Below are 21,875 nucleotides of genomic sequence, written 5' to 3'. Positions count from 1 at the left end.
CCAAACAGCAATGTCTGTTCTCGTAGTAGTAGAATGCGATAAGGGCGAAGTGAAAAAGTCTTCGCTGGAAGTGGCCTCGTACGGGGCGCAGGTAGCTCAGATGCTGGGCACCACCGCCACGGCCGTTGCCGTGGGCGAAGCCTCGGAGGCTAACCTGGCCAGCCTGGGCGAGCAGGGCATCTCCAAGGTGCTCTACGACGCCGAGCCGCGCCTGAAGGACTTCGTCAACGGCGCCTACACCAAGCTCATTGCCGCTGCTGCCGAGCAGGAGCAGGCCAAGGTTATCGTGCTGGCCAACTCCAACATCGGCGCGGCCGTGGGCTCGCGCCTGGCCATCCGCCTGAAGGCCTCGCTGGCCACCAACGTGGTGGAACTGCCCCAGGTAAACGGCGGCAGCTTCACGGTGAAGCGCGGTGCCTTCTCGGGCAAAGCCTTTGCCGACGTGGTGCTGAGCGGCGAGCGGAAAATCATTGCCGTTAAGAAGAACAGCATCGAAGCCCAGCACAACGCCGGTCAGTCGGCCCCGGTGCAGGCTTTCTCGGCCAGCTTGGCCGATGCCGACTTCGCCGACGCGCCCAAACAGGTAATCATGCAGGATCAGGCCGGCGGCGTGCTGCTGCCCGAGGCCGACCGCGTGGTTTCGGGGGGGCGCGGCATGAAGGGTCCCGAAAACTGGCACCTCATCGAAGACCTGGCCCAGGCCCTGGGCGCGGCTACGGCCTGCTCCAAGCCAGTGTCGGACGTGGACTGGCGCCCCCACCACGAGCACGTGGGGCAGACCGGCATTACCGTGTCGCCCAACCTGTACATTGCCTGCGGCATTTCGGGCGCCATTCAGCACCTGGCCGGCGTCAACTCGTCGAAGGTTATTGTGGTCATCAACAAAGACCCGGAAGCACCCTTCTTCAAAGCCGCCGACTACGGCATCGTGGGCGACGTGTTCGACGTATTGCCCAAGCTGACCCAGGCCGTAAAGGAACTGGGTTAGGGGCTTGAAAACTTGGGGGCTTAGGGTCTTGGGAGCAAGGCCGCCGCGGCGTAGATTCCGCAACGCGCCTGACTCCCGGCCGTAAGCCCCCAAGCTTCGTATCCACCCCCAGCCCCCAAGACCCTAAGCTCCTAAGACCCTTGAAAAAAATCCAGCTCGAAATCCTGGGCTTGTCGTCTAGCCAGTCGCAGTCCGGCTCGTTTGCCCTGATTCTGGGGGAAAAGCACGGCAACCGCCGCCTGCCCATCATCATTGGCATGTTCGAGGCCCAGAGCATTGCCATTCAGATCGAGAAAATCAACCCCAACCGCCCGCTCACCCACGATTTGTTTAAGTCGTTTGCCGAGCAGGTGCACGTAACGGTGCTGGAAGTGCTGATTTCCGACCTCAAGGAGGGCGTGTTCTACTCCAAGATCGTGTGCACCGACGGGGCCACGACCTTCGACCTCGACTCGCGCCCCTCCGACGCCATTGCCATCGGCCTGCGCTTCGGCGTACCGATTTACACGGTGGAAAGCGTAATGGGCGAAGCCGGCATCATTCTCTCCGACCTCGACGACTCGGCCGATGCCGACGACGATGACGACACCGACGAGGACGACGACAGCGGCGAGGAAACGGCCAGCAAGCCCGCCGCCGAGCCCCGCGAGCCCAGCGGGCAGGTGTCGGCCGAGGAGCTGGAAAAAATGCTGCAGCAGGCCCTGGCCCGCGAGGATTACGAGAAGGCGGCCAAGATTCGCGACGAGCTCAACAAGCGCAACGGCGGTAAATAAGCCTGCCGATTGGTTTCAGCGGCCCGCTCCGGTTTCCGGGGCGGGCCGCTGCCGTTGGGGGCAGGCAGTAGCGGGCAAACCCCTTACTTTGGCGCTTCTTTTTCTTTCGCCTGCCATGATTGATTCTACCTCTGCCGACGCCCTGCGCTACCCCATCGGCCACTACACCCTGCCCGAGGCCCCGCTCACGGCCGATGAGCGCGCCGCCTACCTGCAGCAGCTCATGGCTTTGCCCACCGAGCTGCGCCAGGCTCTCGACGGGCTCAACCAGCTGCAGTTCGATACGCCTTACCGGCCCGGCGGCTGGTCGGTGCGCCAGGTGCTGCACCACTTACCCGACTCGCACCTGAACTCCTACACGCGCTTCCGCCTGGCCCTGACGGAGGACAACCCCACCATCCGGCCCTACAACGAGGCGGCCTGGGCGCAGCTGCCCGACGTGGGCATTGTGCCGCCCGACGTGTCGCTGATTCTGCTCGATGCCCTGCACGCCCGCTGGGTGGTGCTCTGCAGCCAGCTCACCGACGAGCAGTGGGCCCGCACCTGGTACCACCCCGAAATGCAGCAAACCGTGCGCCTCGACCAGGCCCTGGTGATGTACGCCTGGCACGGCCGCCACCACGTAGCCCACATTACCAGCCTGCGCCAGCGCATGGGCTGGTAGGCGCGTCAAACTCACTTAAAAAGCCCCGCCCGCAGTTTCCAGTGAAGCTGCGGGCGGGGCTTTTACCGGTTGGCCAGGCTTACACCTCGGTTGCGGGCTGGCTTTTGACTTCGTCGAGGTTGCCGCCCTCGTCTTCCACGCGCTTGGCGGCGCGCACCAGGCTGCTGCTGAAGATAAACTCCTTGAGCTCGGGTACCTGGGCGTAGAGAATTTCGTCCTTGTTGCCGTCCCAGAGCTTCTGGCCCTTGTGCAGGAAGATGATGTGGTCCCCGATTTCCACCACCGAGTTCATGTCGTGGGTGATGACCACGGTGGTGATGCCGTACTCGTGGGTGATTTCGTAGATCAGCTCATCGATCTTGATGCTGGTGGCCGGATCGAGGCCGGAGTTGGGCTCGTCGCAGAACAGGTAGGTGCAGTTGGGGGCAATGGCGCGGGCAATGCCCACGCGCTTTTTCATGCCGCCGCTGATTTCGGAGGGCATCTTGTTGCCCGCGTTTTCCAGGCCCACGCGCTTGAGGCAGAACTCTACCCGGTCGCGGCGCTCCTCGCGGCTCATGTCGGGCGTGAGCATCTTGAGGGGAAACTCGGTGTTCTCGTACACCGTCATCGAGTCGAACAGCGCCCCGCCCTGAAACAGCATGCCGATCTGCTTGCGGATTTCCTGGCGGATGTCCACTTTGTTGTTGGTGAACACGGTGCCGTCGAAGGTGATGGAGCCCAGGTCGGGCTTCATCAGGCCCACAATGCACTGCAGCAGCACCGACTTGCCGGTGCCCGAGCCGCCCAGCACCAGGTTGCACTTGCCCGTGTCGAAGGTGCAGCTGACGCCCCTCAGCACCGGGTTGCCATCGAAGGCTTTGTGAATGTTGTGAACTTCAATCATGGGTGGTAGGGCTTAGGCATCAGGGTTTAGGGCTTAGGGCTTAGCAACGAACACTAAAACCTAAGTCCCTAAGCCCTAAAACCTCCTAAAGGAGCGTCTGGGCCAGCACGTAGTCGGCCAGCAGAATGGCAATGATGGAGTTGGTAACGGCCTTGGTGCTGGCGGCGCCCACTTCCAGCGCCCCGCCGCGGGTGTAGTAGCCCTGGTAGGCCGAAATGGTGGACACCAGGAAGGCAAATACCACCGATTTGATGAGGGCGAAGACGATGTTGTAGGGAATAAACGCGTCGCGGATGCCCTCGATGTACTCCTGCCCCGACAGCGCGCCCGAGAGCGTGCCAGCCACGTAGCCCCCGAAAATCGACAGCATCATGGCCAGGATAACCAGCAGCGGGAAGGTGATGATGGCGCCCAGGATGCGCGGCAGCACCAGGTAGGAGGCCGAGTTGATGCCCATCACTTCCAGCGCGTCGATCTGCTCGGTGATGCGCATGGTGCCCAGTCCGCCCGCGATGCTCGAGCCCACCTTGCCAGCCAGCACGATGCTGGAAATGGTGGGGGCCAGCTCCAGAATCGTCATTTCGCGCACCATGAAGCCGATGGTGGACTTGGGAATGAGCGGGTTGGTGAGGTTGTAAGCAATCTGCACGCAGGTAACGGCGCCGATGAAGGCGGCCACGATGCTGACGATGAACACCGATTCGACGCCAATGAGGGTGGCTTCGTCGATGACGCGCTTCCAGAGTACTTTTGCGCGCTCGGAACGGACCAGCATGCTCTGCAGGAAAAGCAGGAACCGGCCGAAAACTTTGACCATAACAGCGGGGGAGAGGGTAAGGAAAAGCGGCGGCCGGGCGGTTGCCGGCCCCCGTCCGCTGGCACATACGTACGAAGCGGCGAAACAATCTTACGGCTTATGCAGAAAACAATCGTGGTAACGGGCGGAACAAAAGGAATCGGGCGCGCCCTGCTCGAGCGGTTTGCCCAGGCGGGCTGCCGGCTCGTGACCTGCGCCCGCTCGGCCGCCGACCTTGCGGAGCTTAACCAGCAGCTCGGCCGGCAGTTTCCCGGCCTGGTCCTGCACACCCTGGCCGCCGACCTGAGCAGGGCGGAGGAAACCCGGCGCTTCGCCGACTTTGTGCTGGGCCTGGGCGGGGCTATCGACGTGCTGGTGAACAACACCGGCGCCTACGTGCCCGGCCGCCTGCAGGACGAGCCCGCGGGCCAGCTGCGCCACATGCTGGAAGTAAACCTGCTCAGCGCCTACGATTTGACGCGCGCCCTGCTGCCCACGCTGCTGGCGCAGCCCGCGGCCCACATTTTTACTCTGTGCTCCACGGCCAGCGTCATGGCCTACCCCAACGGCGGGGCCTACAGCGTGGCCAAGTACGCGCTCTACGGCTTCACCAAAAACCTGCGCGAGGAGCTGAAGTCAACCAACGTGCGCGTGACGGCCGTGCTGCCCGGGGCCACGCTCACCGCCAGCTGGGAGGGCGTTGAGCTGCCGCCCGAGCGCTTCATCCGCGCCGCCGACGTGGCCGAGGCCATCTTCAGCGCCCACAGCCTCTCGCCCCAGGCCGTGGTCGAGGAGCTGCTCATCCGCCCCCAGCTCGGCGACCTTTGAGGTAATTAATAATTATTAATTACCAATTAATTAATTATTGCGCCACGGCGCGGCCGCGGCCGGTGATGCGGATGTCCTTGGTGCGGGGCGGGCCGGCGTAGTACACTGTGCCGGGGCCGCCGATGTTGGCGCCCAGAAAGTCGGTAGCCGTGACGTGGGCGTTGCCGTCGCCGTCGGAGTTGAGCCGCACGTAGCTGCGCTGGGTGCTGAGCGGGCGGGCGTAGAGGCTGCCCAGGTCGCCCACGATGGCCTGCAGTTCCTCGGTGCGGCCCGAGAGGCGCATGTCGCCCAGCTCGTAGAGGTCAACCCAGAGGTAGGTGCAGTCCACGTCGAACTCCAGGTCGCCGGCTCGGGCCACGTGCAGGAAAAGCGTATCCTGGTGGAAAGTGCCGGCCGTGCGCACGGTTCGCTCGCCGATGTGGAACACGCCGCCCGTCAGGCTAGGCGTGTGCACCGTTACCTGCCGGGGCACGTCGTAGCTGCGCACCCAGTTGCAGCGGCTGGTGTTGCCGATGCGCAGGGTACCGGCGCGCACTTCCAGCTCGATGTCCTCCTGGATGTTGCGGCCGGTGCGCACCGTGGCGTAGGTTGAGTCGTCCTGCACCACGGTTACTTCCAGGTTGTCGAACACCCGCAGGGTGTGGAAGGGCTCCAGGGCGCGGTGCTGCACCGTCACCTTGCCGTTGCTCTTGAAGCAGTCCAGTTCGTGGTCTTTGCGGCAGGCGCTGAGCACCGGCAGCGCAGCCAGCAAAGCCAGTCCTGCGTACGTGCGTAGCCACGGCCGGCTAACTTGCGCGGCATTCCGCAGCTGGCTCAAAAACTCCCGTTGCACCACTTTTTTCTTCCCAACTGATATGGATCTGAACGGCAAGGTAGCCATTGTCACGGGCGTCAGCAAAGGTATCGGGCTGGCCACGGCCCGCCTGCTGCTGGCGCAGGGCGCCACGGTAGCCGGCTGGGGCCGCCACGCCCCGGCCGATCTGCAGCACGAGCGGTTCGCGTTTTTTGCCTGCGACGTGCGCCAGGAGGAGCAGGTGCTGGAGGCCTTCACCAACACCCAGCGCGAGCTGGGCGCAGAAATTCACGTGCTGGTCAACAACGCCGGCCTGGGCATTGCCGGCGCGGTCGACGGCTTCAGCTCCGCGCACTGGCAGCTGATGTTCGACACCAACGTGCACGGGCTGTTTTACTGCACCAAGGCCGTGCTGCCGCAGATGAAGCGCCAGCAGCTGGGCCACATCATCAACATCTCGTCCATTGCCGGCACCACCGGCATCGAGAACATGGCCGGCTACTGCGCCACCAAGTACGCCGTGCGCGGCTTTTCGCATTCCATCTTCAAGGAAGTACGCAACGACGGCATCAAGGTCACCTGCCTGTACCCCGGCTCCACGCAAACCAACTTCTTCGACGACATTCCCGGCACCGAGGCCAACGCCTCGATGATGCAGCCCGAAGACATTGCCGGCGCCATTCTCTACGCCCTGCAGACGCCCTTCAACTTCCACATCGTGGACATGGAAATGCGCCCGCTGCAGCCCCGTAAAGGCAAGTAAGGCGAGCGGCTGCGCGGCCGGCCTGGCGCGGCTGCCTGGGAAGAGCGTGGTCGGAGCACTTTGTTTGCTAAGGCCAGACCGCTTTCCGGGGCGGCTCTTATGTACTCTGGCAGCGGCCATAGTACCTTCGGTTTCTGTAATCCGCTTCTCGCATGACGCTTCTACCGGCCCTTATTTTACTGTGGTACTGCGTCCGGCAGTGGCGCCGCTCCGAGCCGCGCTGGCGTCGCACCAAAGGGCTTTTTGCGGTGCTGGCCGGGGTATGGGTGGCATTGTCGCTAGCCCCATTATTAGCCCTGCTTGTTGGCTAACGCGGCTGCGCGCCGCTTATCATGGCGGCGGCAATGCGCCCGCCGCGCCGTACTTTCGCCCTCCTTATGGTTGAAATCCAACATTTGACCAAACACTTCGGCTCCCAGGCTGCCGTCAACGACATTTCGTTTACGGCCGGCCGCGGGGAAATCCTGGGCTTTCTGGGGCCCAACGGCGCGGGCAAAAGCACCACCATGAAGATTGCCACCGGCTACCTGCCGCCCAGCACGGGCACGGTGCGCGTGGCGGGCTTCGACGTAGTGGAGCACCCGCTGGAGGTGCGCCGCCGGGTGGGCTACCTGCCCGAGCACAACCCGCTCTACCTCGACATGTACGTGCACGAGTACCTCGACTTCATCGGGCGCGTGCACGGGCTGGGCGGCAGCGCGCTGCGCAGCCGCGTGCAGGAGCTGGTGGGCCGGGTGGGCCTCACGCGCGAGCAGAACAAGCAGATCGGGGCGCTCAGCAAGGGCTACCGCCAGCGCGTGGGACTGGCCCAGGCCCTGATTCACGACCCGCAGGTGCTCATTCTGGACGAGCCCACCACCGGCCTCGACCCCAACCAGATCGGCGAAATCCGCACCCTGATCCGCGAGCTGGGCCAGGACAAGACGGTCATCTTCTCCACCCACATCCTGCCCGAAGTACAGGCCCTCTGCGACCGGGTGGTCATCATCAGCCGCGGGCAGCTGGTGGCCGATGCGCCGGTGCGCGAGCTGGCCGGCCTCACCAAGGGCGAAACTGTTGTCCTGGCCGAGTTTGAAGGGCCGGTGGACGTGGATAGTCTGCTCTCCATGCACGGCGTCAACAGGGTGGTGCAAGAAGAAGGGTACAGATACCGCATCTACTCAGAATTCGACCAGCGTTCCGCTATTTCGCGCCGGGCTGCCCAAAGGGGGTGGACCCTTCTCGGTCTGCGCCAGGAAGAACAGTCGCTCGAGCAGGTGTTCCAGGAGCTGACCGCTACCAAGAAATAAGCCCTAAGCTCCCCTCCTTATTTTCAAGGAGGGGTGGCCGAAGGCCGGGGTGGTTTTCGGTGTAGAACAGAAGTTGTCGGATAGATTACTATCCGACGCCAAATCACCCCAGCGGCCAATAAATAGGCCGCATCTCCTGCTTCAAATAGGAGGGGAGCTTATTGTCTCATCATCCCGCTACATTCCCCTGAATGTTCGCCGTCCTTCGCAAAGAATTCAACGCCTTCCTCAACTCTCCGGTGGCCTACGTGGTGCTGGGCGTGTTTTTGGTAGCCACCGGCCTGTTCGTGTGGGTGTTCCCCGACAGCTCGGTGCTCGACTACGGGTTTGCCGACCTGCAGACGCTGTTCAACCTGGCCCCCTGGATTTTCCTGTTCCTGATTCCGGCCCTGACCATGCGCAGCTTCGCCGAGGAGAAGAAGGCCGGCACCATCGAGCTGCTGCTCACCCGCCCGCTCACCGACGGGCAGCTGGTAGGAGGGAAGTACCTGGCCTGTTTGCTGCTGGCTTTGCTGGCCCTGGTGCCCACGCTGCTCTATTACTACTCCGTCTACCAGCTGGGCTCCCCGCAGGGCAACATCGACTCGGCCGCCTTTGCCGGCTCGCTCATCGGCCTAGGTTTGCTGGCGGCCGTGTTTGCCGCCATCGGCGTGCTGGCCTCGGCCCTCACCCGCGACCAGATCATTGCCTTTCTGCTGGCCGTGGTGGGCTGCTTCCTGGTGTACTCGGGCTTCGATTCCCTGGCCTCGCTTTTCGACGGCGCGCCGGCCTACTACATCGGGCAGCTCGGCATTGCCGCCCACTACCGCGACCTGAGCAAGGGCCTGGTGGACTCGCGCGACCTGCTCTATTTCCTCTCGGTGGTGGCCGCCATGCTGCTGGCCACCCGCCTCGTGCTGCAAAGCCGCAACTGGTAACCCGGACCTGACTGACGATGGAAACCACTCCCGCCGCCGCTACGCCCGCCCCCGTTGCCCCCGCCACCCCGCGCAAGCAGCGCGACTTGCTGCGCTTCGGCCTCGTGCTGCTGGGCCTGCTGGTGCTCAACTTCGTTGCCCAGCAATTCTTTTTCCGCCTCGACCTCACCCAGGATAAGCGCTACAGCATGTCGCCGGCTACCGAGCAGCTGCTGGCCAGCATGCCCGAGCCGGTGACCGTGACAGTGTACCTGGCCGGCGACTTTCCGCCCGCCTTCCGCCGCCTCTCGCAGGCCACCCGCGAAACGCTCGACGAGATGCAGATTCACGCCGGCAGCAAGCTGCGCTACGTGTTCGTCGACCCCTCGGCCGCTTCATCCGAAGCCGACCGCAACAAGGAATACCAGCGCCTGGTGCAGAAGGGGCTGAGCCCGACCAACCTGGGCGCCAACGAAGGCGGCCAGCGCGTGGAGAAAATCATCTTTCCCTGGGCCGTGGTCACGGTGGGCAACCGCGAGGAAAACGTGCTGCTGCTGCGCGGCAACCAGGCCGCCCCGCCCGACGTGCGCCTCAACCAAAGCATCGAGGGTCTGGAGTACGAGCTGGCCGCCGCCGTGCGCCGCCTGCAGCCCACCCAGCGCCGCCGCCTGGGCATCGTGGAGGGCCACGGCGAGCCCGACAACCTGCACCTGGCCGACCTCATCGGCACCCTGCAGCGCGACTACGACGTGTTCCGCATCGACCTCAACAAGGTACGCGACCAGGATATGAAGTCCCTCGCGGCCGTGATGGTGGCCAAGCCCGAGCGCGCCTTCACCGAGCCCGAGAAGTTCAAGCTCGACGAGTTCATCACCCAGGGCGGCCGGGCGTTGTTCTTCGTCGACGCCATGCGCGTGAACCTGGACAGCGCCAACCGCGGCGGCATGCTCTCGTTTCCGCAGGACCTGGGCCTGACCGACTTGCTGTTTACCTACGGAGCGCGCGTCAACGGCGACCTGCTGCTGGACGTGAACTGCGGCGTGATTCCGCTGGTAACCGGCCGCAGCGGCGACAAGCCCCAGGTCGAGCCCATGCCCTGGCCGTTCTACCCGCTGGTCAACAGCTTCAGCCCGCACCCCATCACCCGCAACCTCGACGCGGTGTACCTCAAGTTCGTCAGCACTATCGACACGGTGAAGGCCCGCGGCATTCGCAAAACGCCCCTGATGTTCACCTCGCGCTACACCCGCGTGCTGCCCGCCCCGGTGCCCATCAACCTCAACGACGCCCGCCTGCCGCCCGACCCCAAGCTCTACAACAGCGGCCCGCGGCCGGTGGGCTACCTGCTCGAAGGCCAGTTCCGCTCCCTGTTTGCCAACCGCGCCCGGCCCGGCACCACACAGTTCCTGCCCGCGCAAAGCCCCCTGGCCAAGCCCAGCAAAATCGTGCTCATCTCCGATGGCGACTTCGTGCGCAACGAGGTGGACCCCAAAACCGGCCGCCCCCTGCGCCTGGGCTTCGACCGCCTGGCCACCACCGAGTTTGCCAACCGCCAGCTGGTGCAGAACGCCGTGGACTACCTGCTCGACGACTCGGGCCTGATTGCCGTGCGCAGCAAGCAAATCACCCTGCGCCCCTTGGACAAAGTGCGCCTCAACGCCGAGCGGCGCCAGTGGCAGCTGCTGAACCTGGTCGCCCCGCTGGCTTTGCTGGCCGCATTCGGGCTGGTGCGCGCCTGGCTGCGCAAGCGCAAGTACGCGTCGTTTGCCACCGAATAACTATAACCCTTGCAGTCGAAGGGCTTTTTGTTGGTAGTTAATTCGGCTTCATTGCGTACCGTCAATGTTACCCAAGTGGCACCAACTGGAGCTGGTGAGCTTTGGGTACCCCGTTGGCGTCGCTGACTGCTTCAGCGCTGCCACGGTCCTAGTCTGAAAACCGCTTTGAAGCCCGGGTCGGAGCACTCAAAGAGGATGGAAGGCAGCGCGGGCCCGTATGCCAAAGAAGTTGCTAGCGCAAAGGCGCCAAAAAAGCATCCACCCGGCCCTGGAAATCAGGATGCGTGTGTACCCCGTGGTGGTCCCGGCCCTCGTAGCGGTGGTACTCCGCCTGATTGCTGCGGCCCAGGGCCTGCAGCCGCTCCTGCAAACGCTCGCCCTGGGCGGGCGGCACGATGTAGTCGCGGCTGCCGAGGTGCAGCTGCACCAATGGGAGGCGCTCGGCGAAGTACAGGGGCGAGCTGGCCAGCAAACGGTGACGGGCCTGGGGCAGCGTGAGGCGTCCTTCTTTCAGCTCCTGCAAAAACTGCAGCTTGTAGGTGGGGTCATTTTGGTTGGCTTCGGTGAGGCCGAGCAGGTCGGTGGGCCCTACCACGTCGATGGCACGGCGCACCCGCGCGTCGCGCTCTGCCAGCAGCAAGGCCACGGTGCCGCCCCGGCTGCCCCCGCGCAGGGCAATGCGCCCGGCGTCGGCCCCGGGCACGGTTGCCAACACCACGTTGAGCAGGGCCTGCGCGTCGTTGGTGGCGCCATCGAAGGCTTCCGCGAGTGGACCCTCCGAAGCGGGCCGGTCGTAGCTGCGGCCGTTCACCGTCACGTGCAGCCCCTGCCCCCGGAAGGCAGCCCAGGCCAAAATAAACGGAGAAGGAGGCGGCGTCCCGCTTCCGGCCGAAAGCAGGGCAATGGCGTGGGGCTCGGCGGTAAACCCGCTGAACTGCAGCTGTACGGGGTGCGGACCCGTACCACCCGGCACCAGCACGGCGGCCTGGGTGCGGTAGGGCCCGGTCAAAAACGAGATAAACCGCAGTTCGGCCCCACCCGTAAGCGGCACGGTTTGCTCCAGTTGGTACCCCCGGGGCGTTAGGTCGCGAGCGGCCCAGTCGGCCTGCACGGCGGCCAGCTCGGCGGCGGTGGGGGGAGCAAATAGCGCGGCCTTGTCGATGCCGCGTAGATAATCGTCTTTCTTACAAGCCACCGCGGCGAGCAGCAGCAGTCCAGCGGCCAGGTAGAGGCGAAGTTGTTTCATCACTGGTGGGATGCCCTGGCTTGAGTCATGGTTGCAAACGTTCTGGCCGGTACGCTTGACTCCGGGGCCCTATTGCTATGGGGGCAGGCAGGGCGGCCTCGAAACCGCGCATAATTCTTTTACTGCCCCGAATGTTCGCTTCCAGCAGCTGCACCAGCCACTGGGCGCAGCTGCAGCCGCTTTTCCGCTTGCAGGTACGCAGGTTCAAGCCCCTAACCCGCAGCGCAACCACCTTGTCACCCCGCCAGCATCCGATCCACTTCCGCCTGGGTAATCGGCGGGGTGGCGCCGTGGTAGGTAGCCACCAGCGCCCCCACGGCGCAGGCCCGGCGCAGCGCCTCCTGCACGTCGGCGGCCTGCAGCCAGTGGCGCAGCAGCGTCGCCAGAAACGCGTCGCCGCTGCCGATGGTGTCCTGCACCACCACCGGGAAGCCCGCCTGCTCCACCAGCAGGCCGTCGTCGGTCAGGGCCGCGGCGCCGTGCTCCCCGCGCGTGACCACCAGCAGCTGCCAGCCAAAGCGCGCCAGCAGGTTGCGCATGCCCGCGGCTTCGTCGAGCCCCGGGGCGTACCAGTCGCTGATTTCGCGCAGCTCGTGGTGGTTGAGCTTCACCACCCGGGCCCGCTGCAGCAGCCACTCCAGCCGCTCGCGCGCGTAGTGCGGCGGGCGCAGGTTCACGTCGAGCACCGGTAGCCGGCTCAGGGGCAGCAGCCGCTGTAGCGTGGCAAACGACCCCTCGCTGCGGGCGGCCAGGCTGCCGTACACCAGCACGTCGGCAGCGGCCGCGAGGCTGCCTAGCTCCTCGGTGTACTCAATAAAATCCCAGGCCACCGGGGCCACAATGTCGTAGCCCACTTCCTGCCAGTTGCCCACCTGCACCCGCACCGTGCCGGTGGGCTGCGCGGCGTCGGGCTGCACGAAACCCAGGTCAAGGCCCTGCTGCCCGGCAAACCGGCGCAGCTCACGCCCCGGCCCGTCGTCGCCCACGCGGCTCACCAGCTGCGGCTGCAGGCCTTGCTGCAGCAGGTGCAGGGCCACGTTCAGCGGCGCCCCGCCGGGGCTGGGGCCGCTGGGCAATAAATCCCACAGCATTTCGCCGTAGCAGACAATGGAGAAAGACATAGCGGGGCAGCAGGGCGGTTGCGGGTCGGACCGGGTTACGACTCGCTAAAGGTACTGCCGGGCGCGGCGGGCGGTTGCTCGTCGGCAGCCGGAATGTCGGCCAGCAGCTGGGCCAGCAGCTCGGCTTCCCGCTCCAGGCCGGCAATGCGGGCTTCGAGCAAGCGCTGCGGCCCGGCCCCGCAGGTGAACTGCAGGGCGTCGGCAGCCTCTTGCTCCAGCGCCGCCAGCCAGCGGGCTTCCCGCTCGGGCTGGGCCAGGGGACCGGGGTAAGCCCGCAAGGCCGGCAAAGCCACCAGGCGGTTTTGGTACTGCGTGGCCCGCTGTTGCAGCCGCTTCAGCTGGCGGCGCAGCCGGAGCAGCTGCAGCTGGCACGCGTCGAGGCGCTCCTGCAGGGGCGAGGCCAGCGGCGCGGGTGGGGGCAGGGGCGGCGGAGCCGGGAATGTGGTACCGGTGGCCGGGTCGTACACCTGGCCCTGTATGGCCAGCTGCAGCCGGCCTTGCGCCAAAAAATCGCCGCTCAGGGGCAGCGACTGGCGGCCCCGCTCGGCCAGGGCCAGGCTGGAGCGCGGAATGCCCAGCCACGAGGCCAGACTTTGCTGGGTCAGACCCAGCTGGTCGCGCAGATCGTTTTTCATGCCCTCAAGCTACGGCTCAAACATATCGGCGCAAACAAATTCAATATGTTTATCACGAAATGTTTGCACGCTGCTTGGTCGCGTGCCATCCCGCAGCACCGACGTGCCGCGGGCTGAGGCAGCAACGAAGCAGTTGAGATGCTTCGCGGGGCTCGGCATGACGTTCCTTTGGCTCAGCCTGGCCCCCGGCTTTATTGCTGAGCCTAGCGGGCAGAAGGCTTGCGCTTCTGGCGCCGCTTGGCGCCAACCCGTTGCCGCTCGGCCTTGCGCTCGGCGCGGGCCTCCAGGCGCTGGGGCAGGCGGGCTATCAGCCGCTCGCGCACGTACCGGGCCAGGCCCGAGAGCGGAATAAAGTGGGCCGTGTGCAGCAGCTTGGCCACCTCGCGGCGGGGCAGGGGGCTCACGTGGTAGAGGCCGCCGGCCATCAGGTACTGCTTCACCTCGCTCAGGCGCAGCAGTCCCGCCACCGCGGCCCGCTCCACCGTAGCGTTGTAGCCGGCCGGGCGGTGCTCGTGCAGCCCCGCGGCCGAGGCCACCAGCACGCCCACCCAGGCGGGCAGCCGCGGCAGCAGCTTGGGCAGGTGCTTTTCCGTTACCACGAAGGTTACGAAGTCGTAGGCCCGGCCGTAGTAGAGCAGTTGTGCCGCCACCCGCTGCAGGGTGTCACCGTCGCCCTTCACCTCGTAGCCGTGCATGAAGCCCTCGGTGATGTGCACCACGTCGGCGCGGGTGCGGCCGGTGGGCAGCTCGTCCACGTACACGCCGCCCAGCAGGCGCGGATACAGCAAAGCGCGGATTTCCGGGTCGTTCATAGCAAGGGCAAAGATACCGCGCGGCGGAGCCCGCAACGACTTGCCCCGGGCTTTCAGCGGCTTGGCGGCGCGGGCCGGGCGGGGGCGCGGTTTTCACCCGGCAGCCGCCTATCTTTGTTCTCTACTGACAGAACCCCTTCTCAACCTCCTGTATGAAATTTATCGTTTCGTCTTCGGCGTTGCTCAAACAGCTCCAGAGCATCAACGGCGTGGTCACCAACAACCCCGTCGTGCCCATCCTGGAGAACTTTCTGTTTGAAATCGAGAACGGGAAGCTGACCATCACCGCCTCCGACCTGGAGACCAGCATGATGACCGAGCTGCCGGTGGAAGCCCGCGAAAGCGGCCGCATTGCCGCCCCGGCCCGCATCCTGCTCGACACCCTGAAAAACCTGCCCGACCAGCCCGTCACCTTCACCCTCGACGAGGAAACCTACGGCATCGAAATTGCCTCGGCCAACGGCCGCTACAAGCTGGCCGGCGAAAACGCCACCGACTTCCCCCGCGTGCCCGTCGTCAAAGGCTCGGCCCCGGTAGAAATGCCCTCCTCCTCGCTGCAGCGGGCCATCAACAAAACCATCTTCGCGGTGAGCACCGACGAGCTGCGCCCGGCCATGACCGGCATCCTGGTGCAGCTGGCCGACAACCAGGCCACCTTCGTGGCCACCGACGGTCACCGCCTGCTGCGCTACCGCCGCCAGGACGTAGCCGCCGGCCAGACCGCCAACCTCATCATCCCGCGCAAGGCCTTCAACCTGCTCAAGGGCGCGCTGCCCTCCGAGGCCACGCCGGTGCGCATGGAGTTCAACCAGAGCAACGCCTTCTTCTCGTTCAACCAGATGCGCCTGGTGTGCCGCCTCATCGACGAGCGGTACCCCGACTACGAAAACGTCATCCCGGTTTCCAACCCCAACAAGCTCATCATCGACCGCGCCCAGCTGCTGAACTCGGTGAAGCGCATTGCCATCTACTCGAACAAGACCACCCACCAGGTGCGCCTGCGCCTGGCCGGCTCCGAGCTGACCATCTCGGCCGAGGACCTGGACTTCTCGAACGAGGCCAACGAGAAGCTGCCCTGCCAGTACGACGGCGAGGACATGGAAATCGGCTTCAACGCCCGCTTCCTGACCGAAATGCTCAGCAACATCGATTCCGAGGAAATCACCCTGGAGCTGAGCACGCCCAACCGCGCCGGCCTGCTGATGCCCACCCTGGCCGAGGACAACGAGAACATCCTCATGCTGGTGATGCCGGTGATGCTCAACAACTACGTTTAATCAATGACTGAGTGGTTGAATGAGTGAATGATTGAATGCCGTGCCGGAATCGATCATTCGCTCATCCAACCACTCAGTCATTCACTCATTGCAAATGAAAAAGTCCGAAATCCGCTTCAGCATTGCCCTCGACGACCAGAAGATTCCCGAGGCCATCAGCTGGAGCGCCACCGACGCCGGTCCCGACATTCACTTCGCCAAGGCTCTGAACGTGAGCATCTGGGACCGGGACGAGCGCGGCACCATGAAGATTGATCTGTGGACCAAGGAAATGCCCGTCGACGAGATGAAGCGCTTCTACGTGGACATGATCGGTTCCATGGCCGAAAGCATCATCAACGCCACCAACGACGAGTTCATGGGCGCCAAGCTCCGCGCCCTGGGCCGCGAGCTGTCGCAGCACCTCGACCAGGAAGAAAAAGCTGCCCGCTAAGCCCGGCGCACGAAAAAGCCCGCCCTGCACGGATGCAGGGCGGGCTTTTGCTATTGTAGCGACAGAAGCAGAGCTGGTTTAGCGGCTGCTGCGCGACGAGGCGCCGGACTTGGCGTCGTCGCCCTGGCTCAGGGTTGCGCCCTTGGCCGAGGCCGGCAGCGGGTTCTGCACCGACTTCACCAGCATCACGTCGCTGGCGCGCATGGCGTAGTCCTTGTCGGAGCGGTAGTAGGCGGGGCGGTTGCCGTAGTAGGTGCTGTACTGGTCGGTGGTCAGGATGGCGCGCAGCTCCTGGTCCCGCTCGCGGCACACGCCCTGGCACTGTTCGTCCACCAGCTTGGGGTTGCTGGCGTACTTGCTTTCGATGGTGGCCATCTTGGCAATCTTGTCCTGGTTGATGGCGCGCAGCCTGGTGGTCTGGTAGTTGTTGAGGCGCAGCTCGCGGGACATCTGGTTGGAAAGCCGGTCGGCGCGCTGCTGGACTGCCGTTTTCTTGGTCGGCGACTGTTGCGCCTGGGTGCCAAGGGCGACAGACGCCATCAGCACAGCCGTTGCAAGGATCTTCTTCATCGTCGTCAAGGCAAGTATGGTTGAGGGCCGAAGCCGCTGAAAAACAAACTACGCAGCCGCCTGGAAAAGCAACCCGCGCCTCCATCTAACGAAAAAGCATGCCAAGCAGTTCGGTTGCGGGCCCGGCAAGCTCCCTGGCAACCAGCCAAAAGCGCCATTCCGGGCCGCGCGGGGCGCCTGGCCAAAGCGTAATTTCTGGGTTGAAAAAGCTACGATTCGGGCCAGATTCCCCGGTTTCACCTGGAATGACGCTCCCCGACAGAGCCAGCGCGGCTTAAAACTTATTCATCCACATCATCGACTCCACGGGCTTGTCGGTGCGCTGGTTGTATTTGGCGTTGGGCTTGCGATTGTAGTAGTTCTGGATGGCGCCCTCCACGGTGAAGTAAATAAGCTGGCCGATGGGCATGCCGTGGTAGATGCGCACGGGCTGGGTTACCGAAATTTCCAGCGTCCAGGTGTTGCAGAAGCCCACGTCGCCCTTGCCGGCGGTAGCGTGGATGTCGATGCCCAGGCGGCCCACCGAGCTTTTGCCTTCGAGGAAGGGGACGTGGGCGTGGGTTTCGGTGTACTCTTCCGTTACGCCCAGATATAGGGTTTCGGGAGTCAGCACAAAGCCCTCGGCGGGTATTTCAAACACGTCGATTTCGTTGTGCTTGCGCGCGTCGAGCACGTGGTCGCGGTAGGTGGCCAGGTAGCGGCCCAGGTGCACGTCGTAGGAGTTGGTGCCGAGGCAGGCGCGGTCGTAGGGTTCAATTACGATGGTGCCGCGCTCAATCTCGGCCAGGATTTGCTCGTCGGTGAGAATCATGTGGGGGAGGGGGTGGTAAATTGATAATTAATAATTATGAATTATTAATTATCAATTGATTAGTCGTCGTAGCGGTCTTCGGGCAGGCCGGCGGGGGTGCGCTGCTTGGGGGTAGGAGCTTCGGCCGGCTCCTCGGGTTCGGGCTCGTAGTCAGGCTCGGCGGTGAGGCTGCTGATCTGGGCGCGCAGGCCCGGCACTACCGACAGGGTGAGGTAGAGCAGCAAACCCAGCGAGAGAATGGAGCAGAAGAAGGTGGTGTAGTCGAGCCAGTCGTGGCGCGGGGCGGAGTACTCGCCCAGGGGACGGGCTGCCGGCCGGGCGGGTTCGGCGGCGCTGGCCGTGGCTTCGGGCTGGGGAGCGGGGTCTTCCAGGGGCTTGGCCACGGGCTCCTCGGGCTGGGCGTCCACGTCGGCAGGGGGCACGGCCGAGCCATCGACGAGCAGCTCCTCGGGCACGCGGTCTTCGGAGGCGTTGAACTGGGCCGCGGCCTGCTTGCTGTAGCGCTGCAGGGAGCGAACCAGGGCCACGCGCTCGTCGCGGGGCAGCACCCGGATGAAGAACTCGAAGTTGGGGTCGAGCAGGATGCCAGCCAGCTGCTTCTCGAACTCGGCCAGGTCGGTGCGGCCCTTGCCGAAGCGGTTTTTGTAGCGCTCGGCCACGCCGTTGTAGTTCAGAAACAGCTGCTTGATGTCGGGGCGGCCGGGGAAGTCGTCGAACTCGCGGCGGGCCTTGGCCGTGCGCAGCGATACGGGAAACTTGCGCCGGGTAAACGACTTGTCGTAGACGGTTTCCATCGTGCGAAAGTTAATTTCGTCGACGGCGCGGTCGAAGAGCTGCTTGTTTTGGGCGGCGGTGGCGCCCGACTGGGCCCGCAAGCTTAGCGGTACGACCAACAGCACGAGCAGCAGGCTCCAGAATCCAACACGGTAGCGGTAAGGCATGGGCGGCAGGCAAACGGTTCGGGCGCAAAGATAGCCCGCCGGGCCCGTAGGACCCCACCCCCCGGCCCTTCCTCAAAAGCAGAGGGGGCCACGGTGGCGCGGGGCGGCGGAGTGGTGCCACGGCTCTAAGCCGTGGCACCACTTCTTTAAGCTGGAGTTGATAAGTAGCCTCAGCACGCTTGAGGCGCGAAATGGGGAGAGGGTGCCAGAATGTAACGCAGCAGCTAATCGGGACGCTTGGCTGTCAGTCAAGATGGGCCGGAAACGCGTGGTGCCACGACTGTTGCTGTCGTGGCACCACTATCTATTGCCGGAGAATTGCGCGGGGCGCTACAGGCCGTGGGCTTCGCGCAGCGACTCGCGACAGGCTTCGAGGTAGAGGTCGACCAGCTCGTCGGTCATGGCGGTGCTGATGAACAGGGCCTCGTACTGGGAGGGGGCCAAGTACATGCCGCGGTGCAGCATGGCGCGGAAGTAGCGGCCGAAGGCTTCCAGGTCGGAGGTTTTGGCCGAGGCCAGGTCGGTAACGGGCTGCTGGGTGAAGAACACGTTCCACATCGAGCCGACGCGGTTGACGGTGTAGTTCAAGCCCAGCTCGGCGGCAATCTGGCGGGTGCCGTCGGCGAGGCGGGCGCTGATGCGGTCCAGCTCGGGGTAGATTTCGGGGTGCTCGTGCAGGTAGCGCAGCTGGGCCAGGCCGGCGGCGGTGGCAATGGGGTTGCCCGAGAGCGTGCCGGCCTGGTACACCTTGCCGGCGGGGGCTACGTGGTCCATGATTTCGCGCTTGCCGCCGTAGGCGCCCACCGGCATGCCGCCGCCAATGATTTTGCCGAGGGTGGTGAGGTCGGGCTGCACGCCGTAGAGCTCCTGGGCGCCGCCGCGGGCCAGGCGGAAGCCGGTCATCACCTCGTCGAAGATGTAGACGATGCCGTGCTGGGTGCACAGCTCGCGCAATCCCTGCAGGAAGCCCTCGGCGGGCGGCACCAGGCCGATGTTGCCCACCACGGGCTCCAGAATGATGGCGGCAATCTGCTCGGGGTTGGCGGCAATGGCCTGGCGCACGGCTTCCAGGTCGTTGAAGGGCACGGTGAGCGTGTCCTGGGCCACGCCCTGGGTGACGCCGGGCGAATCGGGGGTGCCCAGGGTGAGGGCGCCCGAGCCGGCCGAAATCAGGAACGAGTCGCCGTGGCCGTGGTAGCAGCCCTCGAACTTGAGGATTTTGGCGCGGCCGGTGTAGCCGCGGGCCACGCGGATGGCCGACATGGTGGCCTCGGTGCCGGAGTTGACCAGGCGCACCTTTTCGATGCTGGGCACCATCTCAATAATCAGCTCGGCCATTTCGACCTCGCGGCGGGTGGGGGTGCCGAAGGAGAGGGAGTCGGGCAGGGCGCGCTGCACGGCGTCGAGCACGATTTGGGGGGCGTGGCCCAGAATCATGGGGCCCCAGGAGTTGATGAAGTCGAGGTAGCGGTTGCCGTCGACGTCGGTGAGCCAGGCACCCTGGGCCGATTGCATGAACACCGGGTGGCCGCCCACGGCGCGGAAGGCGCGCACGGGCGAGTTGACGCCGCCGGGCATCAGGTCCTGGGCGCGGGTGAAAAGCTGGTCGCTGGTGGCAAGGTTCAGGTCGGGCATAGCAGAGAGGGAAATGTGCGGGGCAAATATAGGGCGGCGGGAAACGGGTGGCGGGCCGTTGGAGCACGCTGACTGACGGTTGGAGCGGGCTGGCTGGCCGTAGAATGCAACTGTCGGCCTGTAGAACGCAAGTGGCAGGCAGTTGAAGCCTGCTGACTGATGGTAGGTCGTTGCTAACTGGCGGCGGGCAGTAGGAGCGCGCTGATTAGCAGTAGGAGTGCGCTGACAAGTGGTAGCGGTAGCCGGGCAGCTAGTTGTTGCGCGCTGAGCGAGGGTAGTAGCGGGTGAGAAGTTGGTTGAAGCAAAATGTCATCCTTCATCTGGCTTCCGGCGCAGCCGAGGGACCTTGCCTCCCTTGAGCTACCCGTACCAACAACTTGGGCTGACGGGGTAAGGTCCTTCGGCTGCGTCGACCTGCGGTGTGCTTTGCTCAGGATGACAGACGAAACCGGCAGAACGCCCTTTCGGTACCGCCCTAATCCCTAATCCTTCCTTAAAACCCTTTGGGGAGGTCGATGCCGCGGATGGTGCGGAACAGGCTTAGGGCGTTTTGGTCGGTGAGGGAGCCCACGTAGTCGGTGAGCAGGATGATTTGCTCGAAGGCGGTGGCGGGGGCCTGGGGGCCGACGGCGCGGAACTGGGCCGGAATCAGCTCCTGCAGCTTGCGGGCCCGGGGGCTGGCGGTGGAATCGAAGGTGGCGTGCAGGAAGGCGTCGAGCAGGCCGGCCAGCACCTCGAAGCCGGCGGCCTCGATCTGCAACACCGGGCGGCTGCGGTAGAGGCGCTCGACCGACAGGCTTTGGACCTCTTGCAGCTCCTGCCAGCAGCTCAGTTCCCGAATGAGGGGCGCGTCGTACTCGCCGCGCAGGATGGCGGGGGCGTGGCTGGCAAAGAGGGCGGCGGTTTCGGCCACCAGCTTGCCGATGAGGCGGGCGCGGATGTAACCCAGCTCCTCGCGCCAGTCGAGCCAGTGCACGCTGCGGGGGCGGTCGGGGTCGTCGGCCAGCATCTGGCGCAGCAGGGCAAGGGCTTCGTCGTGGGGGATGAGACCGAGCTTGACGCCGTCTTCGAAGTCGATGATGCGGTAGCAAAGGTCGTCGGCGGCTTCGACGAGAAAGGCCAGCGGATGGCGGTGGTAGAAGCCCAGGTCCGGGTCGCCCTTGGGGAGCAGGCCCAGATCGTGGGCCACGTGGCGGAAGCGCTCGGCCTCGGTCTGGAAGTAGCCGAACTTCTTTTCGCTGATGCCGCCGGTGCGGTCGTCGTCGCCAACCACCGAGGGCTTGGGGTACTTGCTGAAGGCGCCGAGGGTGGCATAGGTGAGGCCCAGGCCGGCGGTGCCGCTGCTGTGGGCGGGGTAGGTGTGGGTGAGCACGCGGAAGCCGGCGGCGTTGCCCTCGAAGCGCTGCAGGTCGGCGCGCTGGGCGGGGCTGAGCACGCGCACGAAGGGCTCGGCGGCGGGACTCTGGAAGTAAGCCGAAATGGCGTCTTCGCCGGAGTGGCCGAAGGGCGGGTTGCCGATGTCGTGGGCCAGGCAGGCGGCGGCCACGATGTCGCCGCAGTCGGCGTCGAAGTAGGGCAGCTGCTGGCTCAGCTCGTCGTCGGCTTCCATGAGCAGGCGGCCGGAGAGGCGGCCCAGGGAGCGGCCCACGCAGGCAGTTTCGAGCGAGTGGGTGAGGCGGGTGTGCACGAAGTCCGTCTCGGGCAGGGGCATGACCTGGGTTTTGCGCTGCAGCCGCCGAAACGCGGTGCTAAATACCACGCGGTCGTAGTCGGCTACGAAGGCGCCGCGCACGGGCGGGGCATCGGACACGACGTGGAGCTGGGGCTGCTCGGGGTAGCGGCGGCGCGAAAGCAGCCGCGGCCAGGTCATGGGGGCGGGGGAGGGAGAGATGCGCATGCGACGCCCAAGATAGGGGCGCGAGGCGTTTCTGGTTTTTGGT

The 21,875-nt window shown here is 65.0% G+C and carries 22 protein-coding genes; 10 read left to right on the top strand and 12 right to left on the bottom strand.

Going from position 1 to position 21,875, the window contains the following annotated elements:
* The first annotated feature begins 10 nt into the window (after window positions 1-10).
* The 3 genes from ACE191_RS06315 (at window position 11) to ACE191_RS06305 (ending at window position 2,425) form a co-directional block, all read left to right on the top strand.
* Entirely contained in the window at window positions 11-988 is a 978-nt protein-coding gene (locus ACE191_RS06315) for an electron transfer flavoprotein subunit alpha/FixB family protein (RefSeq protein WP_400191339.1), read from the top strand.
* Between the two features lie 140 nt (window positions 989-1,128).
* On the top strand, window positions 1,129-1,761 hold the full coding sequence (locus ACE191_RS06310) for a bifunctional nuclease domain-containing protein (protein ID WP_400191338.1): 633 nt from the start codon (window positions 1,129-1,131) through the stop codon (window positions 1,759-1,761).
* 115 nt (window positions 1,762-1,876) lie between these two features.
* Window positions 1,877-2,425 (top strand): YfiT family bacillithiol transferase, encoded by a 549-nt coding sequence (locus tag ACE191_RS06305; protein WP_400191337.1) that lies wholly within the window; start codon window positions 1,877-1,879, stop codon window positions 2,423-2,425.
* A 79-nt stretch (window positions 2,426-2,504) separates the two neighbouring features.
* On the opposite strand, the gene ACE191_RS06300 is transcribed toward ACE191_RS06305, so the two are convergent.
* Both ACE191_RS06300 and ACE191_RS06295 read right to left on the bottom strand, forming a co-directional pair.
* On the bottom strand, window positions 2,505-3,311 hold the full coding sequence (locus ACE191_RS06300; protein ID WP_400191336.1) for an ABC transporter ATP-binding protein: 807 nt from the start codon (window positions 3,309-3,311) through the stop codon (window positions 2,505-2,507).
* A gap of 85 nt (window positions 3,312-3,396) precedes the next feature.
* Window positions 3,397-4,128, bottom strand: a complete 732-nt coding sequence (locus ACE191_RS06295) for an MlaE family ABC transporter permease (protein ID WP_400191335.1) — start codon at window positions 4,126-4,128, stop codon at window positions 3,397-3,399.
* 99 nt (window positions 4,129-4,227) lie between these two features.
* Between ACE191_RS06295 and ACE191_RS06290 the strand changes: the two genes are divergently transcribed.
* On the top strand, window positions 4,228-4,935 hold the full coding sequence (locus tag ACE191_RS06290; protein ID WP_400191334.1) for an SDR family oxidoreductase: 708 nt from the start codon (window positions 4,228-4,230) through the stop codon (window positions 4,933-4,935).
* A 34-nt stretch (window positions 4,936-4,969) separates the two neighbouring features.
* On the opposite strand, the gene ACE191_RS06285 is transcribed toward ACE191_RS06290, so the two are convergent.
* Window positions 4,970-5,686, bottom strand: coding sequence for a head GIN domain-containing protein (locus tag ACE191_RS06285; RefSeq protein WP_400191333.1), 717 nt, complete (start codon window positions 5,684-5,686; stop codon window positions 4,970-4,972).
* A gap of 103 nt (window positions 5,687-5,789) precedes the next feature.
* Between ACE191_RS06285 and ACE191_RS06280 the strand changes: the two genes are divergently transcribed.
* From ACE191_RS06280 to gldG, 4 genes are all read left to right on the top strand, one after another.
* Window positions 5,790-6,491, top strand: a complete 702-nt coding sequence (locus tag ACE191_RS06280; protein WP_400191332.1) for an SDR family oxidoreductase — start codon at window positions 5,790-5,792, stop codon at window positions 6,489-6,491.
* Between the two features lie 377 nt (window positions 6,492-6,868).
* Window positions 6,869-7,780: a gliding motility-associated ABC transporter ATP-binding subunit GldA gene (gene gldA / locus ACE191_RS06275; RefSeq protein WP_400191331.1), complete on the top strand. Its 912-nt coding sequence runs from the start codon at window positions 6,869-6,871 to the stop codon at window positions 7,778-7,780.
* Window positions 7,781-7,971: 191 nt separating this feature from the next.
* Complete coding sequence (gldF, locus tag ACE191_RS06270; RefSeq protein WP_400191330.1) at window positions 7,972-8,697, top strand: gliding motility-associated ABC transporter permease subunit GldF; 726 nt, start codon at window positions 7,972-7,974, stop codon at window positions 8,695-8,697.
* Window positions 8,698-8,714: 17 nt separating this feature from the next.
* Entirely contained in the window at window positions 8,715-10,454 is a 1,740-nt protein-coding gene (gene gldG / locus ACE191_RS06265) for a gliding motility-associated ABC transporter substrate-binding protein GldG (protein ID WP_400191329.1), read from the top strand.
* A 232-nt stretch (window positions 10,455-10,686) separates the two neighbouring features.
* On the opposite strand, the gene ACE191_RS06260 is transcribed toward gldG, so the two are convergent.
* The 4 genes from ACE191_RS06260 to ACE191_RS06245 all read right to left on the bottom strand — a co-directional run bounded on the left by ACE191_RS06260 (window position 10,687) and on the right by ACE191_RS06245 (window position 14,268).
* Window positions 10,687-11,700, bottom strand: coding sequence for an alpha/beta hydrolase family protein (locus ACE191_RS06260; RefSeq protein WP_400191328.1), 1,014 nt, complete (start codon window positions 11,698-11,700; stop codon window positions 10,687-10,689).
* 236 nt (window positions 11,701-11,936) lie between these two features.
* Window positions 11,937-12,821 carry a carbohydrate kinase gene (locus ACE191_RS06255; RefSeq protein WP_400191327.1) on the bottom strand — a complete coding sequence of 295 codons (885 nt, stop codon included), beginning with the start codon at window positions 12,819-12,821 and terminating at the stop codon, window positions 11,937-11,939.
* 35 nt (window positions 12,822-12,856) lie between these two features.
* Window positions 12,857-13,456 (bottom strand): hypothetical protein, encoded by a 600-nt coding sequence (locus ACE191_RS06250; RefSeq protein WP_400191326.1) that lies wholly within the window; start codon window positions 13,454-13,456, stop codon window positions 12,857-12,859.
* Window positions 13,457-13,659: 203 nt separating this feature from the next.
* Entirely contained in the window at window positions 13,660-14,268 is a 609-nt protein-coding gene (locus ACE191_RS06245; protein ID WP_400191325.1) for a sce7726 family protein, read from the bottom strand.
* A gap of 152 nt (window positions 14,269-14,420) precedes the next feature.
* Here ACE191_RS06245 and dnaN point away from each other — a divergent pair, with 152 nt between their 5' ends.
* Window positions 14,421-15,545 (top strand): DNA polymerase III subunit beta, encoded by a 1,125-nt coding sequence (gene dnaN, locus ACE191_RS06240; protein WP_400191324.1) that lies wholly within the window; start codon window positions 14,421-14,423, stop codon window positions 15,543-15,545.
* 94 nt (window positions 15,546-15,639) lie between these two features.
* Window positions 15,640-15,978, top strand: a complete 339-nt coding sequence (gene gldC / locus ACE191_RS06235; RefSeq protein ID WP_400191323.1) for a gliding motility protein GldC — start codon at window positions 15,640-15,642, stop codon at window positions 15,976-15,978.
* A 78-nt stretch (window positions 15,979-16,056) separates the two neighbouring features.
* On the opposite strand, the gene ACE191_RS06230 is transcribed toward gldC, so the two are convergent.
* The 5 genes from ACE191_RS06230 to dgt form a co-directional block, all read right to left on the bottom strand.
* On the bottom strand, window positions 16,057-16,548 hold the full coding sequence (locus ACE191_RS06230) for a hypothetical protein (protein WP_400191322.1): 492 nt from the start codon (window positions 16,546-16,548) through the stop codon (window positions 16,057-16,059).
* 274 nt (window positions 16,549-16,822) lie between these two features.
* Window positions 16,823-17,359, bottom strand: coding sequence for a dCTP deaminase (dcd, locus tag ACE191_RS06225; RefSeq protein WP_400191321.1), 537 nt, complete (start codon window positions 17,357-17,359; stop codon window positions 16,823-16,825).
* Between the two features lie 59 nt (window positions 17,360-17,418).
* Window positions 17,419-18,300, bottom strand: a complete 882-nt coding sequence (locus ACE191_RS06220) for a hypothetical protein (protein ID WP_400191320.1) — start codon at window positions 18,298-18,300, stop codon at window positions 17,419-17,421.
* Window positions 18,301-18,630: 330 nt separating this feature from the next.
* A complete protein-coding gene (hemL, locus tag ACE191_RS06215) occupies window positions 18,631-19,935 on the bottom strand; it encodes a glutamate-1-semialdehyde 2,1-aminomutase (protein WP_400191319.1) in 1,305 nt (434 codons plus the stop codon).
* 493 nt (window positions 19,936-20,428) lie between these two features.
* Complete coding sequence (gene dgt / locus ACE191_RS06210) at window positions 20,429-21,832, bottom strand: dGTP triphosphohydrolase (protein WP_400191318.1); 1,404 nt, start codon at window positions 21,830-21,832, stop codon at window positions 20,429-20,431.
* Window positions 21,833-21,875 lie beyond the last annotated feature (43 nt).

This window comes from Hymenobacter sp. B81, from assembly GCF_044628455.1.
Taxonomy (GTDB): Bacteria; Bacteroidota; Bacteroidia; order Cytophagales; family Hymenobacteraceae; genus Solirubrum.
Note: the sequence above shows the minus strand (reverse complement) of the source record. Positions and strands in the feature narration are given on the sequence as shown.